The organism is Aliivibrio kagoshimensis, from assembly GCF_050337105.1.
In the GTDB taxonomy this organism is placed as follows: domain Bacteria; phylum Pseudomonadota; class Gammaproteobacteria; order Enterobacterales; family Vibrionaceae; genus Aliivibrio_A; species Aliivibrio_A kagoshimensis.
Map to the genome: position 1 here is coordinate 133,096 of NZ_JAKJSQ010000002.1, position 14,938 is coordinate 148,033.

Annotated in this window: 13 protein-coding genes and 1 pseudogene; 10 read left to right on the top strand and 4 right to left on the bottom strand. The window is 42.3% G+C overall.

Translation table 11 applies throughout. The annotated features are described in order from the left end of the window. Positions 1-202 precede the first annotated feature (202 nt). Complete coding sequence (pyk, locus tag L4C32_RS00695) at positions 203-1,648, bottom strand: pyruvate kinase (protein ID WP_428194921.1); 1,446 nt, start codon at positions 1,646-1,648, stop codon at positions 203-205. 121 nt (positions 1,649-1,769) lie between these two features. Continuing rightward, positions 1,770-2,438, bottom strand: coding sequence for a 7-carboxy-7-deazaguanine synthase QueE (gene queE / locus L4C32_RS00700; protein ID WP_428194922.1), 669 nt, complete (start codon positions 2,436-2,438; stop codon positions 1,770-1,772). Between the two features lie 189 nt (positions 2,439-2,627). On the opposite strand from queE, the gene mlc reads away from it, so the two are divergent. Both mlc and L4C32_RS00710 read left to right on the top strand, forming a co-directional pair. Further along, the gene (gene mlc, locus L4C32_RS00705) at positions 2,628-3,842 is read left to right on the top strand and encodes a sugar metabolism global transcriptional regulator Mlc (protein WP_428194923.1); all 1,215 of its coding nucleotides are present in this window, start codon (positions 2,628-2,630) and stop codon (positions 3,840-3,842) included. 495 nt (positions 3,843-4,337) lie between these two features. Beyond that, the gene (locus tag L4C32_RS00710) at positions 4,338-4,568 is read left to right on the top strand and encodes a hypothetical protein (protein ID WP_428194924.1); all 231 of its coding nucleotides are present in this window, start codon (positions 4,338-4,340) and stop codon (positions 4,566-4,568) included. On the opposite strand, the gene L4C32_RS00715 is transcribed toward L4C32_RS00710, so the two are convergent. Further along, entirely contained in the window at positions 4,569-5,153 is a 585-nt protein-coding gene (locus tag L4C32_RS00715; RefSeq protein WP_428194925.1) for a TetR/AcrR family transcriptional regulator, read from the bottom strand. It abuts the gene before it with no gap. A 127-nt stretch (positions 5,154-5,280) separates the two neighbouring features. Here L4C32_RS00715 and L4C32_RS00720 point away from each other — a divergent pair, with 127 nt between their 5' ends. The 5 genes and pseudogenes from L4C32_RS00720 to L4C32_RS00740 form a co-directional block, all read left to right on the top strand. Continuing rightward, entirely contained in the window at positions 5,281-6,324 is a 1,044-nt protein-coding gene (locus L4C32_RS00720; protein ID WP_428194926.1) for an alkene reductase, read from the top strand. 87 nt (positions 6,325-6,411) lie between these two features. Beyond that, the gene (locus tag L4C32_RS00725; RefSeq protein WP_428194927.1) at positions 6,412-6,993 is read left to right on the top strand and encodes an HD domain-containing protein; all 582 of its coding nucleotides are present in this window, start codon (positions 6,412-6,414) and stop codon (positions 6,991-6,993) included. 33 nt (positions 6,994-7,026) lie between these two features. Next, positions 7,027-7,455: a VOC family protein gene (locus L4C32_RS00730; RefSeq protein ID WP_428194928.1), complete on the top strand. Its 429-nt coding sequence runs from the start codon at positions 7,027-7,029 to the stop codon at positions 7,453-7,455. Continuing rightward, the gene (locus tag L4C32_RS00735; RefSeq protein WP_428194929.1) at positions 7,449-8,084 is read left to right on the top strand and encodes a LysE family translocator; all 636 of its coding nucleotides are present in this window, start codon (positions 7,449-7,451) and stop codon (positions 8,082-8,084) included. The genes L4C32_RS00730 and L4C32_RS00735 overlap by 7 nt, the downstream gene beginning before the upstream one ends. 205 nt (positions 8,085-8,289) lie before the next feature. Continuing rightward, a pseudogene (locus L4C32_RS00740) lies at positions 8,290-8,781 on the top strand (RHS repeat-associated core domain-containing protein); the annotation flags it as partial. Between the two features lie 423 nt (positions 8,782-9,204). On the opposite strand, the gene L4C32_RS00745 reads toward L4C32_RS00740, so the two are convergent. After that, the gene (locus L4C32_RS00745) at positions 9,205-11,223 is read right to left on the bottom strand and encodes a DUF885 domain-containing protein (RefSeq protein WP_428194930.1); all 2,019 of its coding nucleotides are present in this window, start codon (positions 11,221-11,223) and stop codon (positions 9,205-9,207) included. A gap of 820 nt (positions 11,224-12,043) precedes the next feature. On the opposite strand from L4C32_RS00745, the gene L4C32_RS00750 reads away from it, so the two are divergent. Genes L4C32_RS00750 through L4C32_RS00760 form a run of 3 tightly spaced genes read left to right on the top strand, consistent with a single transcriptional unit; the run spans position 12,044 to position 14,936 of the window. Further along, positions 12,044-12,925, top strand: coding sequence for a Fe(3+) dicitrate ABC transporter substrate-binding protein (locus L4C32_RS00750; protein WP_428194931.1), 882 nt, complete (start codon positions 12,044-12,046; stop codon positions 12,923-12,925). An 8-nt stretch (positions 12,926-12,933) separates the two neighbouring features. Beyond that, positions 12,934-13,962 (top strand): FecCD family ABC transporter permease, encoded by a 1,029-nt coding sequence (locus L4C32_RS00755; protein ID WP_428194932.1) that lies wholly within the window; start codon positions 12,934-12,936, stop codon positions 13,960-13,962. Next, positions 13,959-14,936, top strand: coding sequence for an iron chelate uptake ABC transporter family permease subunit (locus tag L4C32_RS00760; protein WP_428194933.1), 978 nt, complete (start codon positions 13,959-13,961; stop codon positions 14,934-14,936). The genes L4C32_RS00755 and L4C32_RS00760 overlap by 4 nt, the downstream gene beginning before the upstream one ends. Positions 14,937-14,938 lie beyond the last annotated feature (2 nt).

A 14,938-nucleotide genomic window follows, 5' to 3' on the forward strand; every position in this document is an offset into this window, starting at 1 on the left:
CAAGTACGCACCATTTATCACTATTTGACAACTTCACAGTTTGCTCCGAAACAATCAATAAGAATTAGAGTTTTTACTCTAGGGCGGAATATTATCATTTTTAGAAGAAGATAGCAGTGATCAATAAAAGTAAATGACAAATAAATGAGAGGTAAATAAAAAACCGCCACGGGGGCGGTTTGGAGGGAACAGGGGAAGGGATCTACTCGACAGTCACAATACGCATGCAGTTGGTTGATCCGACGATATCCATAACATCACCTTGAGTTATGATCACCAGATCACCGACATCGAGCAGTTTCTTCTCTTTTAAACATTGAATAGCTTGACGAGTTGTTGCTATTCCTGGCTCAACAGTAGAGTCAAATTGAACGGGCGTAACACCACGATACAAAGTAGAGCGGTTCAAGGTTTTCTCATTACGTGACAAAGCGTAAATCGGTAGACCAGAGCTTAAACGAGACATCATTAGAGAAGTACGGCCAGATTCTGTGAGGGTAACCATCGCAGCGATGCCTTTCATGTGGTTTGCCGCGTATATGGTAGACATCGCAATGGTCTCTTCTGCGGTAGCAAATATGGTTTCTAATCGATGTGTAGAGATGTTAATTGAAGGCATTTTTTCAGCCCCTAAACAGACTTCAGCCATCGAGGTGACGGTTTCGACTGGAAAGTCTCCGGCTGCTGTTTCACCAGAAAGCATGACTGCGTCTGTACCATCAAGCACAGCATTGGCGACATCCATCACTTCGGCACGAGTTGGCATCGGACTGGATATCATCGACTCCATCATCTGCGTTGCGGTAATAACCGTTCGGTTGTGGGTACGTGCAAGACGGATCAGTTGCTTCTGCACACCGACAAGTTCAGGATCGCCAATTTCAACACCGAGGTCGCCGCGAGCAACCATGACGACATCAGAGGCGAGAATGATATCTTCGATTGCCTCTTCGGTAGCAACCGTTTCGGCACGTTCAACTTTGGCCACCAATTTGGCTTCTAGTCCGGCATCACGGGCAAGGCGGCGTGCATAGTGCATGTCATCGCCATTACGTGGGAAGGAGATGGCTAAGTAGTCGACACCGATTTTAGCCGCGGTCAGAATATCGGCTTTATCTTTGTCCGTTAACGCTTCAGCAGAGAGACCGCCGCCTTTTTTATTGATCCCTTTATTGTTAGAGAGAGGACCAGCAACCGTGACCACAGTGTGAACTTTATTGCCTTCTACATTCGTCACCTGCAGTTGTACTCGGCCATCATCGAGCAGTAGGAGATCGCCTGTGGAGACATCTTTAGGTAGCTCTTTATAATCCAGCCCCACACTGTCTTGATTACCCGCCCCTTTAGGCAGATCACTATCAAGGGTGAACTTATCGCCGATGGTCAGCTCGATTTTGTCATTTTGAAAGGTTGAAACACGAATCTTTGGCCCTTGAAGATCACCAAGAATGGCTATGTGGGTACCTAATTTTGCAGCGATTTCGCGTACTTGCTTTGCACGTTTTATATGGTCTTCAGCACTGCCGTGAGAAAAATTCATACGAACCACATTGGCGCCTGCAATGATAATTTTTTCTAAGTTATTATCGCGATCGGTTGCAGGTCCTAAAGTGGTTACAATTTTTGTTCGACGTAATCGGTTCGACATATTAACTCCAATCAGATTATAAAAGTATCGTAGGCACATAATAGTTAGCACTAAAATTATATGTCATGGATAAAGATATTGTCATGATAAGAGCGTGATATTCACCAATTGTGACAATTGATTACGCGATCGATAAATATTTATGAGTCTGTATTGATAAGCGCCAGTTACGTTCTATACAGGTCTCGATACAGAGAGTCGTGGCTCTCTCTTTTTGACTGATAGGTTGCAAAGCAATAATGACACTCTCTTTTAAAGGCTGATCTAAAAGAAGCGAATCGAGTTGCTCTATATCTTTTTGACTGCCTACCGGGTGTTTTATTTCATCGGCTCGAGCAAGAGCGGCTGGAATAATGGGCATCTTTGCTTTCATATTGATCTTTGGCGAAACCGTGACAAAGGTGTTTAGGCTCGCTTTGACTTCAAAAGTGCCACTGGTTTCAATTTGACATTGATAACCGTGCTTTTCTAATTCAGTGGTAAGAGGAATAAGATCGTACCAACATGGTTCACCACCGGTAATAACAATGTGTTTGGCCGTAAATTCTTCCTGAGATAAAATATCGATAATTTGTTCGGAACTGATTGCAGACCAACTCGGGTGATCTTCACGTTTTTTCAATATATTTTCAATGGTAGTGTGGTCATAAGGATGGGCATCCCAGGTTTGTTTGGTATCACACCATGCACAGCCTACTGGGCAACCTTGTAAACGAATAAAGATTGCAGGAGTCCCGGTAAAGCACCCTTCACCTTGAATGGTCTGAAAAAGTTCATTGAGTTTATACATATTCATTTCTTATTTATTTTGGGCCTATAAAAAAATAGGCTTTTCCCTTTTTATAAAGGACTAAATGATCCCATAATGGATATTTATAATCGACTAAGTGTGATGAGTATCACGCGAGTCATATAAATGACTTCACAATTTGTTCGCAAAGTAAAAAAATTGCAGTAATCATAAAATTTTGGAGTTCAAATGTACAATGCCCAGCCAGGTCATATCGACCAAATTAAACAAGTGAATGCGGGTAGAGTATACAAGTTGATCGATCAGCTTGGGCCAATTTCCAGAATAGACCTTTCTAAAGTCAGTGAACTGGCTCCTGCGAGTATTACAAAAATTACTCGCGAATTGATCGACGCACACCTTATCAAAGAAACACCATTTCAAGAAGCAAATAGTCGTGGTCGCCCGGCAATCGCCCTTCAAACCGATAATGTTGATTGGCATTTTTTATCCTTGCGCCTCGGGCGAGGGTATTTAACCATAGCGCTTCATGAGCTTGGTGGCTCAATTTTGTTTGAAGAGAAGCAAGATATTGTAGAAATAGAGCAAGAAGAGGTGCTGGCAAGGCTACTGTCGGAAATTGATGTTTTCTTCAATAAACACGCGAACCAATTGGGGCGTGTAACCAGTATTGGTATTACGCTTCCGGGCTTAGTGAACTCATCCGAAGGGGTGGTGATTCAAATGCCACACTATAACGTGAATAACTTAGCCTTAGGTCCAGAGATTCAAACGGCCACAGGTCTGCCAGTATATATTGCTAATGATACTCATGCATGGGCATTGGCTGAGCATTTTTTTGGTCATTCACAAGAGAATGAAAACTCTATTTTAATTTCAATCCATCATGGTGTTGGTGCCGGAATTATTTTAGATAATCGTGTTCTTCAAGGTCGTACTGGAAATATTGGTGAGTTAGGCCATATCCAGATTGATAAATTAGGTAAGCGTTGTCACTGTGGCAATATAGGTTGTTTAGAGACCGTAGCCAGCTCTGCATCCTTAATTGAAAAAGTGGAACGACATATCGATGATGGCCACAAAACGTTGCTAGAACGAGATGAATTGAGTGTGGAAAAGATCTGTATAGCGGCCAATCAAGGCGATGAACTTTCCATTAAAGTGATCACTGAGCTTGGTCACCATCTTGGCCAAGCGATTGCGATCATGGTGAATCTATTTAACCCAGAAAAAATCCTGATTGGAGGCGAGGTGAATCACGCCAAATCTCTTCTCTACCCGGCAATATTACAGTGCGTTGAAAGCCAATCCATTCCTATCTACTTTCAAGATTTAGTTCTTGAACAGAGTAAATTTTATACGGAAGGGACCATGGCAGGGGCGGCACTAATCAAGCAAGCTATGTTTGATGGCACACTGTTAATGAAGGTGATTGAAGGTTAAATCCTGCTTATGAGCTATTTAATGTAAGTAGCTCATTCAGCAATTGCTCCTATTTATATCGTAATACTCTTTCCTCATAAGATAAAATACCCACTCTCCGCACCTACAATTAACGCTTTAGTGCGTTATATTTCATATGTGAATATAAATATATCTTAGAAATAAGAACGTAGATATTTATAGAACCGATATATTGGCACTTTCAGTTCTGATAAATTACATAATTATCCGATTTATTGTTTTAATTTTTTATTTCAACAATTTCATATGGTTACTGTAATCGGAGTTCAGAAAGATAATGAGGAACCCAAGATTGAAATAGGATAACTTGCAATAAAAAGAGGCATTTTATTCGATTTATAATTATTCATATTTTTTTGCAAAGATTTTACAATTATTAACCTAGGGCTTGAGGAAAAAAACAAATAGTTAGGATAATATTAAATGAGGTCATGGATAGGACAACGATGAAAACCATTACGAAAGAGATTAAAAATGACAACATTAAATATTGATAATGCAACAACACATTCCAAACAGCACTTTCCAAAGGCGACTTCTCAGTGGCTGCCCGAAAATGAATTCACAGAATCAGAACGATTGTCAGAGCGCCGTGAACATCGAAATGATGAGCTCAATTTAATTCTAAACCGAAAAAAGAGAGTGGTTGTCGCTTTGAAATACCTATTAGTAGGTTTATCTATAGCTTGGTTTGCCTGGGCATAATTAATGTCGGCAGATATCATTGAATAGCTGATCAGCAAGTTGTTGTATGTCATTTGCTTTTGGGTGAGTATGAGAGAAAGTTCTTAAGCCAAAAATCCCCATTGTGAGATATTGAGCGAGCTGCGTATCATTTCTTACGCTTTTTAACTCACCCTGTGATCGGGCAATTTCAAATTTACTGGCGATAGCACTCTGCCAATTACATAAGTCATTGGAAATAATCTTCTGAATCTCTTCGTCTTGCTCTGCAATTTCATTCATTGCTTTAGTTAATAAGCAGGCTTGGGATGCATCGCAACTGATACATTGATTCACAATGTGGTTTAAATAGTCCTTAATATTGTCTAGCATCGGTTTCTGTTGGGCAAAAAACTGCTCGAACTCCACACTTCTATCGCAATTGTATTGTTCAATGGCCGCTAATAGCAAACCACGTTTATTGGTAAAGGCACAATAAATAGAACCAGGATGTAAGCCTGTTGCTTTGGTTAGCTCTTGCATGTTCGTTTTAGCATAGCCTTTTATCATGAATGCTTTCATGGCAGATCGTAAAACCGTTTCTCTATCAAATTCAGCGCTTCTCATTACCGCTCTCAAACATACAAGGTCGTGGAACCGATTATACTTAACATTGAATGATTGTTCAAAATACTTCTTGAATGTTTGTTCAAGTAACGATATCTTGAACGAACATTCAATAAAGGAAGCCATCATGACTGAGAATTTGTTTACCCCATACGCTCTTAATAGCAGCATCACTCTAAATAACCGTATTTTGATGGCACCACTGACAAGGTGCATGGCGGATGATGAATTAGTGCCTACTCAAGCCATGGTGGATTACTACGCACGCCGAGCAGATGCAGGGTTGATCATTAGCGAAGCGATATTGATCCGTGCTGATGGACAGGGTTATCCAAATACTCCGGGCCTGTTTACTGCCAAACAGATTGAAGGGTGGCGTAAAGTCACTGATGCGGTTCATGATAAAGGGGGTAAGATTTTTGCACAGCTTTGGCATACTGGTAGAGTTGCGCACCCCTACTTTACCAATGACGCAGCAGTATTAGCACCTTCGGCGATCGCTATTGAAGGCACACTTCCCCGTATGCGTGAGTTGACGTATCAAGTTCCTAAAGCGGTATCGCATAGTGACATTAAGAAACTGGTTGAGGATTTTTCTCAAGCCTCTCAAAATGCCATTTCAGCAGGTTTTGATGGTGTAGAAATTCATGGTGCCAATGGATATATTATTGACCAGTTCTTACATCATGAAAGCAATATACGCAGTGATGAATACGGTGGAACACCAGAAAATATGTCTCGCTTTGCATTGGAGCTCATGGACGCTGTTATTGCACGTATCGGTAATGAGAGAACAGGGCTTCGTGTTTCCCCTGGAGCGTATGCCAATATTGGTACAGACAGCCGTGATCGTGCGGTATCAGATCATTTATTAGCAGAGCTGGAAAAGCGTGATTTGGCGTTTTTACACATCGGAATCTTTGATGACAGCATGGAGTTCGATTATTTGGGGGGACGTGCATCCAGCTATGTGCGAAGCCATTACAGTAAAACGTTAGTGGGTGTTGGTAGTTACAGCGCTGAAACAGCCAGTGAAGCGATTGATGCGGAAAAGTTTGATCTGATTGCCATTGGTCGTCCGTTTATTGCTAATCCAGATTATGTTGCTCGAATCAGAGCGAAAGAAGCGATAGTCGAGTACAGTGACGAGATGCTAATGAGCTTAGTGTAATTATCGAATAGTAGAGATTCAAGGCTAACAATGTGTTAGCCTTTTTTGTGCTTGTTCGAAAGTAACTGACCGAAATATAGGAGCGCCATGAACGACATTGAGAATATACTGCAGTTTATTGTCGAGATAGAAAAACTAAAAAATGTCATCAGAAAAACCAAACCAGTCGGCCTCGATAGATTTGAAAACTCCGCAGAACACAGTTGGCACGTTGCCCTTTCTGCCATCATGTTAAAAGACCACTCTTCAGAGCCCATCAACATAGACCGCGTCATTAAGATGTTACTGATCCACGATCTAGGTGAAATCGACGCAGGTGACAAAATTATCTATGAAAGTGAAACCACTGAGCAGAAACAGAAAGAGCTAGATGGTATTGAACGCTTGTTTGCCATGTTACCCAGTGATCTGGCTAAGGAGCTGACAACGCTATGGATAGAGTTTGAAACGGGCGAGAGTACTGATGCCATTTACGCAAAAGCGATCGACCGCGTTCCGCCACTGCTGCACAATATGCACGGCGAAGGTCACAGCTGGAAAACTCATAATATACCGAAAGAGAAAGTGTACGCTTTAAATGGGGAGCGCATCGCCAAAGCGAGTAAACCGTTGTGGACGGTGTTAGAAAGTAAACTGGATGACGCCGTTGATAAAGGCTTATTGAAATAATTCACCCAAATTGTAAACAAAGCAAGGATGATAATGAAACAGTCAATCGTGCACATTGCATTAGTGGTAAAAGATTACGACGAAGCCCTCGAGTTTTATGTGAATAAACTTAAGTTTGAGTTGATAGAAGATACTTACCAACCAGAACAAGACAAACGGTGGGTCGTGGTGTCTCCGCCTGGTTCAAATGGCACGGCGTTACTATTGGCAAAAGCCTCAAAGCCAGAGCAACATAACTTTATTGGTAATCAAGCCGGTGGTCGTGTCTTTCTGTTCCTGAACACCGATGATTTTTGGCGCGATTATAATCGAATGGTTGCTGGTGGTATTACCTTTATTCGACCGCCAGCTGAACAAGAGTACGGCACCGTCGCGGTGTTTGAAGATCTGTACGGCAACCGCTGGGATCTGCTTCAGTTGAATAAAGACCACCCTATGTCTGTTCGAGGTGAGAAATGTTAGGGGTAACTGATCTATGGCTATTTATCGTATCGGGAATTGCGTTAAACATGATCCCCGGGCCAGATTCGTTGTTTATTATTGGGCGAAGTGCGGGGCAAGGTTTTAAAGCAGGTTCGGTTGCTTCATTAGGAATAGGAACAGGCACCTTAGTTCATGTGTTTGCGGCGGCATTTGGATTGTCTGCCATTCTTGCTACATCTGCTGCCGCCTTTACGGTTGTGAAAGTGATTGGTTGTCTCTATCTGTTGTACATTGGTTTATCGATGCTGTTTTCCAAAGCGAGCTCAACTCAAAATAGAGAAGCAGTTAAACGATCCATTCCTTTAGCCAAAACATACTATCAAGGTTTTTTAACCAATACCCTGAACCCTAAAGTAGCGCTGTTCTTTTTAGCCTTCGTGCCTCAATTTATCTCTGTTGACTCTCCAAATAAAGCGTTATCATTTATATTCTTGGGTATTGTTTTTAATATCAACGGAATGATCTGGTGCCACTTCCTTGCTTGGTCATCATCCTCTGTGAGTAAAAAAATAAAACAGAGTGAGCGTGTCACACAATATTTAACTAAATTTACCGGCGCACTATTTGTTTTCTTTGGTCTGAAATTGGCATTGAGTAAACAGAACTAAACCCCCAAAAGCTCTTGCTGCTACCATCAAGAGCTCTCATTTCATCTATCTTTTAAATTTAAATATCTAAATGGGCACAATGCAAATGACAGTATTGTCAGTTGATTATTTAGGTGATTTCAAATCAAGAATTAAAATAATTCCACTCAAAACATCAATTTTCAATTCTTACAAATATGTCACATGTTAAGTTGGTTATCGTTTTTACATGCCAAACCTTGGGCGTTGGTTAAACCGAGATCCACTGCAAGAAGCGGGAGGGATAAATCTCTACGCTTATGTGAATGGCGACCCAATGGGCTATGTGGATCCGGATGGAAGGTACTCAGTTACTGTGGGTTTTAAGAGTGGTTGGGGAGGGAAAATAAAATTAGGATGGAGCGATATTACTAGCAGGCCTTTTATCGATATTGAACTTGGAGCTGGATTGTACGCGGGTTTAGGCGTTGACCCTTTAGACAATGGTAAAGGAAAGGGTGGTTGTAAGCCAAATATGTCATTAGGTTATAATTACAATTTGGACGGTACATTTGGTCCATATGGTAAAGAAATTAATGCTGGGGCTGAAATTGATATGGATGGAAATATTACTGTTAATGATCCAGACATATCTGATGATTTGAAGCTAAACGCTCTAAATGTAAATAAAGGTATTAGTGCTGGAGGAGGCATTGGTATAGTCATAAGCTATTATTAGAGGGTCTATATTATGTTAATGGCTGTTTTCTACTATTTAATTATTACTGGAGCTCTTTTGGGGATTACTATGGTGATTGGACCATTACTTTTACTACCTCACATCATAGACAAGAAAGATTCAGATATTAATTTTTCAATCTATTTTTTCAATAATATAAAATATACTGATTATGGTTATAGGATTTATAGGAATTTGAGGGTGTCAGCTCTTGTACTATTTATATTACAAGTTTTTGGTATAGTCTTTTTTTTCTTTATTAGATAGCTGTTTTATAATATTGACAGCATCATATAGCTGAATTTTATGGGTTTAAGTGTTTCTTTATGTTGCCTTAACCAAGAAAGTAACCTGATTTATAGTCTCTTTATAAAAAAGCGCTTGTTGTTGTCAACAAGCGCTTTGGTCGTATTTATTGGCGTGTTACTTCTTTGCTTTGATCCAATTGGTGATGCTGGTTTCGATCACTTCCATTGGTTGGTCTGCATATTTTAGTAGCTGGTCGTGGAACTCAGCCCAATCAAACTTATCGCCTAGCTCGCTTTGTGCTTTTAACAGCATATCGCGGATGACTAAGAAGCCAGATTTGTACGAAACCGCTTGCCCTACGTGAGCTGCATAACGGTAGCTTTCAGAGGCGATGTCACCTTGCCCTAGTGCAGAGTTGGCTTTCATGTAATCGCGCGCTTCTTGAATGCTCCAACCTTTTGCGTGAATGCCCGTATCTACCGCTAAACGCATGTTACGCAGCTGTGCTTCATTCAAGCTTCCGAAGTATTGAAGTGCGTTACACTCCTCTGCATCTTTGTAGATGCCACCTTGGAAGTTGCTGTAGTCGTTGCTGTCGGTACACATGCCTGTGCCGTTCACGAAGGTTGGTTTACCTTCACTATCTAGCTCACCGTAGATCTTCATCTCAGCGCCTAACCATTCGGTATACAGTGCCCAGCCTTCGCCGTACGCGGTGTACCATACATCTTTCATGTAGTCTGGTTTGTCTGCTGGCGGATACTCTGTCGCATACGCATTTTGGAAGTGGTGACCTGGCGCTGCTTCATGCAATAACAGGGTAGATACATTCCATTTTTGCAGGCTGTAATCTGGGTTGGTATTTAGAGTAAACTCGTTACTGTCGTAAGAGGCGACCCCGTCATACAACTCACGTCCAGCCGGAGAAGGAATAATGGTGTAGTCAGTTTCAATCGCATTAAAGTAGCTTTTAACCACTTCATTGGCGTTGTTTTTGAACAGGTAGTAGTCCGTCAGTGAAGATTCACATGAGGATGGGTTTGAAGCAACTTTACACTCCTCGGCATATTGAGTTCCGGTTACATTGCTGCCATCACGACCGAAGAAGAACTTCTCACTGTTTAGATAAGCAAAAAACTCGTTGAGGTTAATGTTGTTGTTCGCATCAGCGATTACAAAGGTGCGCGGCGCGGTTTTCTCTGTTTTCGGGTCTCTAAAGTCAGCGGTAATGGATTTACCATGTTTGCTCACAATCACTTTAGCAACACGGATCATCTCAGCTTTGGCATCAGCAACCAGCTCTTCACCCATTGCGCTCAACTCTGCAGCCGATTTGCCAGTGGTGCTGTTTCTGTCTAGGTGCCACTGATACCAAGCTTGGCCGTTTGGCAGTGCGCCCCAACCGATGTTTTTATCGGTAACGCTGCCTTCCTTGCCAGTACCACGAGCAGATGCCATGTAGTCGGTCGCGATGTAATCAATGAAATCGTGAGTCGCGGTTTCCGCTTGTGCGACCGCTTCGGTGTATTCAGTCACGAAGGCTTTGTCGAACGTGCCTGTTGCAACGATATCGTTCAAGCCCTGTTTTAACATGGCGTAGTCATCACTGGCAATCGTACCTTTACTGCTGTCATTAAAGCGTTTGATCAGAACTTTTGGTAGTTGAATCTGCTCAGTGGCACCTAATGAGTATTGAGAGTGGAAGTTTTTCACCCACGACGTGTACTCACGAAGCATAGTAAGCTGAGTTGTGTATCCCTCTGCATCTTCTGCTGTCGCGCCAGCTTCTTCTGCATTCCACTCCATGTAGTTATAGAAGTGAGTAACAGGCACATCTGGATTACCAAAACGAGAGTTGGCTAATGAAGCACCACGAATGGCGATGTCACGATCAAAAAGGAAAGTATCAAAATAGACTTTGTCTTCATCAGTAAGCTCTGAGCGATCAAGCTGAGATAACTTCTCTAAATAGAGTCGATCAAGAGTCTGACGAGAGGCGGCCATTTGGTCTGAAATCTGACCAAAAGAGGTACTGTCTAAATCGTTTACTGCTGTTTGGTAGTCAGTAAAGATGGTTCGCATCTGCTCTGCTTGATTGGCAGTAGAGTGGTCTGCTGTTGTTGCACAACCTGATAGAGAAGCGATAGCAATCACTGCCGCGGAAAGAGCAGTTAAGCGAAACTGTTTTTTCATATTAGGGTCCTTTTGATAAATCAATTCTGTGAAGTGACAATTTACAAAAGGGAGGTTAGTGCATGTCTACAATACGTTTTGCGAGGAAAATCACACATGAAAGTGACGAATAAATAATCGTAATTGATGAGCTATATCCTTGAATGAATATCCGGCAATGAGCTGAGAAATAATGGGCGGTCGAGAGAAAAATAGAAGAAACGAATGCATAAAATAGCAGTTGATAATGCTATCAAAAATAATAAAAAGATGATGAGAATCATATTTTAAGCAAGATTGTATATTATATACGGATATCTATGCTGAATAGTGAATWGCCCATGCATTCAAGGTGATTATTTTTTATACTTTCGTCTTAATGATGAAATTTTATAATATCGCCAAAGTAAGTGCCTTTAGTTAAATGGTTGATTTTAAGTGTAAAATTAAAGGTATTTTGCATTTTCAATAACGATATAAATAATGAGTAGCTATTCAGTCAGGTGTTACTATGAACATCTTTACCAGATCATATAATCTCGATATTACATTTGTGCTATTCAAGCCTTATAGATTTTTGCAGAGTATCAACCGATTAAGGAAAACTGATGATGACAGCCTCATTTATCAAGGTGAACCGCCGTAACGTAAATCAGCTCAGTAAACTGTAAGTCAATAAAGCACAACGACACCTCATATCCGATAACTCCGCTTGGCTTGCCGAAGTACTCGCTCATGATGAGAGTCACTCCCGATAATTAATAAATGATAACCATTTGCATTAATTGCTCTCGTGTGGATAATGCGCTTGAGAATTATTATTGTTTTCAGGGAGATTACCGTGTTAAAAAAATGGATAGTAGCAATATCAGCACTGTTGTTAGTCACAACAGCACAGGCTGAAATCAGAGTAAAAGATGAAATAGGTACCTTAGTGTTACAAGAGGCGCCAAAACGTGTAGTGGCACTGGAATTCTCGTTTGTTGATGCGCTCGCTAATATCAAAGTCTCCCCAGTAGGTGTCGCCGATGATAACGACAACACGCGCGTTATTGAGCCGATACGACAGCGTATTGATAGCTGGACATCTGTGGGTTCTCGTTCGCAACCTAGCCTTGAGGTGATTGCCTCGCTTAAACCAGATTTGATTATTGCCGATCGTGAGCGACATGAAGCGATTTACGAAGATCTGAAAAAAATTGCGCCCACCTTGATTTTAAAAAGTCGTGGTGAGTCTTACGAAGATAATTTGCAAGCCGTCATTAAGGTGGCAGCCGCGTTAGGCAAAGAGGCTGAAATGAACGCCATGGTCAGCGCGCATAATACGCGTATGGATGATATTGCTGCCCGTATACAGAGTGATAAAACCGTGATGTTTGCGGTATCAAGCTCACGTGGTGTCACCATGCATGGACCTAAGGCCTATGCGGGTGGAGTGATGACTCGATTGGGCCTATCGTCACCGATCCCTGAAGAGAAAGACAAAGCTTACATACGTACAACGTTAGAGCGTCTGCTTCAGGTTAACCCAGACTACTTTTTGGTTGGGGAGTACGGAGATGAAACCGCTGTAGATGAATTTAAAATGAATCCACTTTGGAACATGATGAGCTCGGTGAAAAATGATCACTATACCGAAACGGATCCCCGTTTATGGTCACTTAATCGAGGCATGATCGCTGCTGAAATCATGGCGGCAGAAATTGAAGCACTGTTGAAATAATGAACACGATGACTGTAACGCTAGCCTCTCGCTGGCGTTTTTCCTATTTAACCAAAATCGCCATGCTGGTCGTGCTTATTTTATTCGGCTGGTCAGGATCACTGATATTGGCGTCCAATTTTCCCCTTACTTTAACAGATGTCTGGCAACTCTTATTAGGGCAAGCGGGTAATGAGATACATCAACACATTATCTATTCAATAAGAATGCCTCGTGCCTTTGTCGCTATGTTAGCTGGAATGGGGCTGGCAGTCGCTGGTCTGTTAATGCAGTCGTTAACCCGTAATCCACTTGCTTCCCCCTCAATTTTCGGCGTAAGTGCCGGAGCCGCCTTTGCGTTTGCGTTTGCATCAACGGGTCTATTACCTTGGTTAAGCGGTGTACCGATTCTTATTGTTACCATGGCGGGGGCACTGCTGGCTGGCATCATGGTCTTTTTTCTGGCGGGATTGCATCAAAGCCGTGTGAATCCAGTTCGCGTTGTTCTTTCTGGTGTGGCACTTAACTTTCTTTTTATCTCATTAACCCGTGCAGCAGTGATATTTGCAGATGAACACGCATACGGAGTCATGTATTGGCTGACTGGTTCAGTCGCCAATGTTGGATGGAGTGATGTGACCTTGCTATTACCTACACTCATCATCGGTTTTTTGCTTTCAATGTATTTGAGCTTTCAACTTAACTTATTACGGTTAGGGGAATCGATGATGCAAAGTGTTGGCGGCAAGTTATGGCAGGTTCGCACCTTATCAAGTTTGGCCATTGTGGTATTGATTGCGTCTTGTGTCAGTGTCGCAGGCCCCATAGGTTTTGTTGGATTAATGGTTCCACACGTTGCTCGTAGCTGGGTTGGGCACGATATTCGTTACCTAATGCCTATTACGCTATTGATAGGTGGAAATCTAGTACTCTATGCTGATATTGGCAGCCGCTACATTAACCTCGGGCAGGAGAATCCCGTCGGAATTGTGACCTCTTTATTAGGGGCGCTGTTTTTCTTGTTATTAACCAAGCAGCAAGTAAGGAGTCAGGTATGACCCGTCATTATCAAGCGGGAATATCGCTGCTTATTGTTTGGTCGCTGTTTGCGGTTTGGCACATTAGTGCTGGGGCAGTGAACGTTCCTTGGGAGCAGGTCATTGAAACGCTATCTGGTGAAGTGACAGAAAATGAATTCATCATTTGGGGATATCGTTTTCCTCGTATGCTAGTGGCCAGTTTAGTCGGCGCTTCGTTAGGACTTTCCGGTCTATTGGTTCAAGGTGTGGTGAGAAATCCACTCGCTTCCCCTGATGTGCTCGGGGTTACCTCAGGTGCGAGCTTAGCCGTGGTGCTATCGAGCGTACTGCTGACTGATATTCCTATTGTGTGGTTACCGTTAATTGCCCTTTTTGGAGGAGCAATAACTACCGCTGTTTTGCTGTGGCTGGCTTGGCACGTATTACACCAACCTGCCGCATTGGCTTTGATTGGAATTGCCTTAGCAGCGGTCTGCTCAGCGGGCATCGACTTTTTGTTAATCAGTCATCCAATGGAGATTAATACCTCAATGATATGGCTGACAGGCTCAATATGGGGGCGAAATTGGAGTCACCTTCCTATGCTCAGGGCTTGGTTATTACTGCTATTACCTGTTGCCATCATATTGGCGTACCGACTTGATCTATTGGGTTTAGGTGATGAAACAGCACAAGGGTTAGGGCAACCGGTATTCAAGGTGAGAATAGTGGCTTTAGTGGTCAGTATAGCGCTTGCATGCGTTGCCGTTTCTATCTGTGGCAATATTGGGTTTGTGGGTTTAGTTGCACCACATGTCGCCCGATTCTTAACGGGAGGGCGTCATCTGTCTTTGATCCCTGTCACGATGTTGGTGGGAGCGACTATTTTGTTGAGTGCTGATCTGTTTGCTAGGATTTTAATGCCGCCGATAGAGCTACCCGCAGGCATTTTGACGGCTTTTATTGGCGCGCCCTATTTTATTTTTTTACTTACTCGATATAAACGTTGGTGATG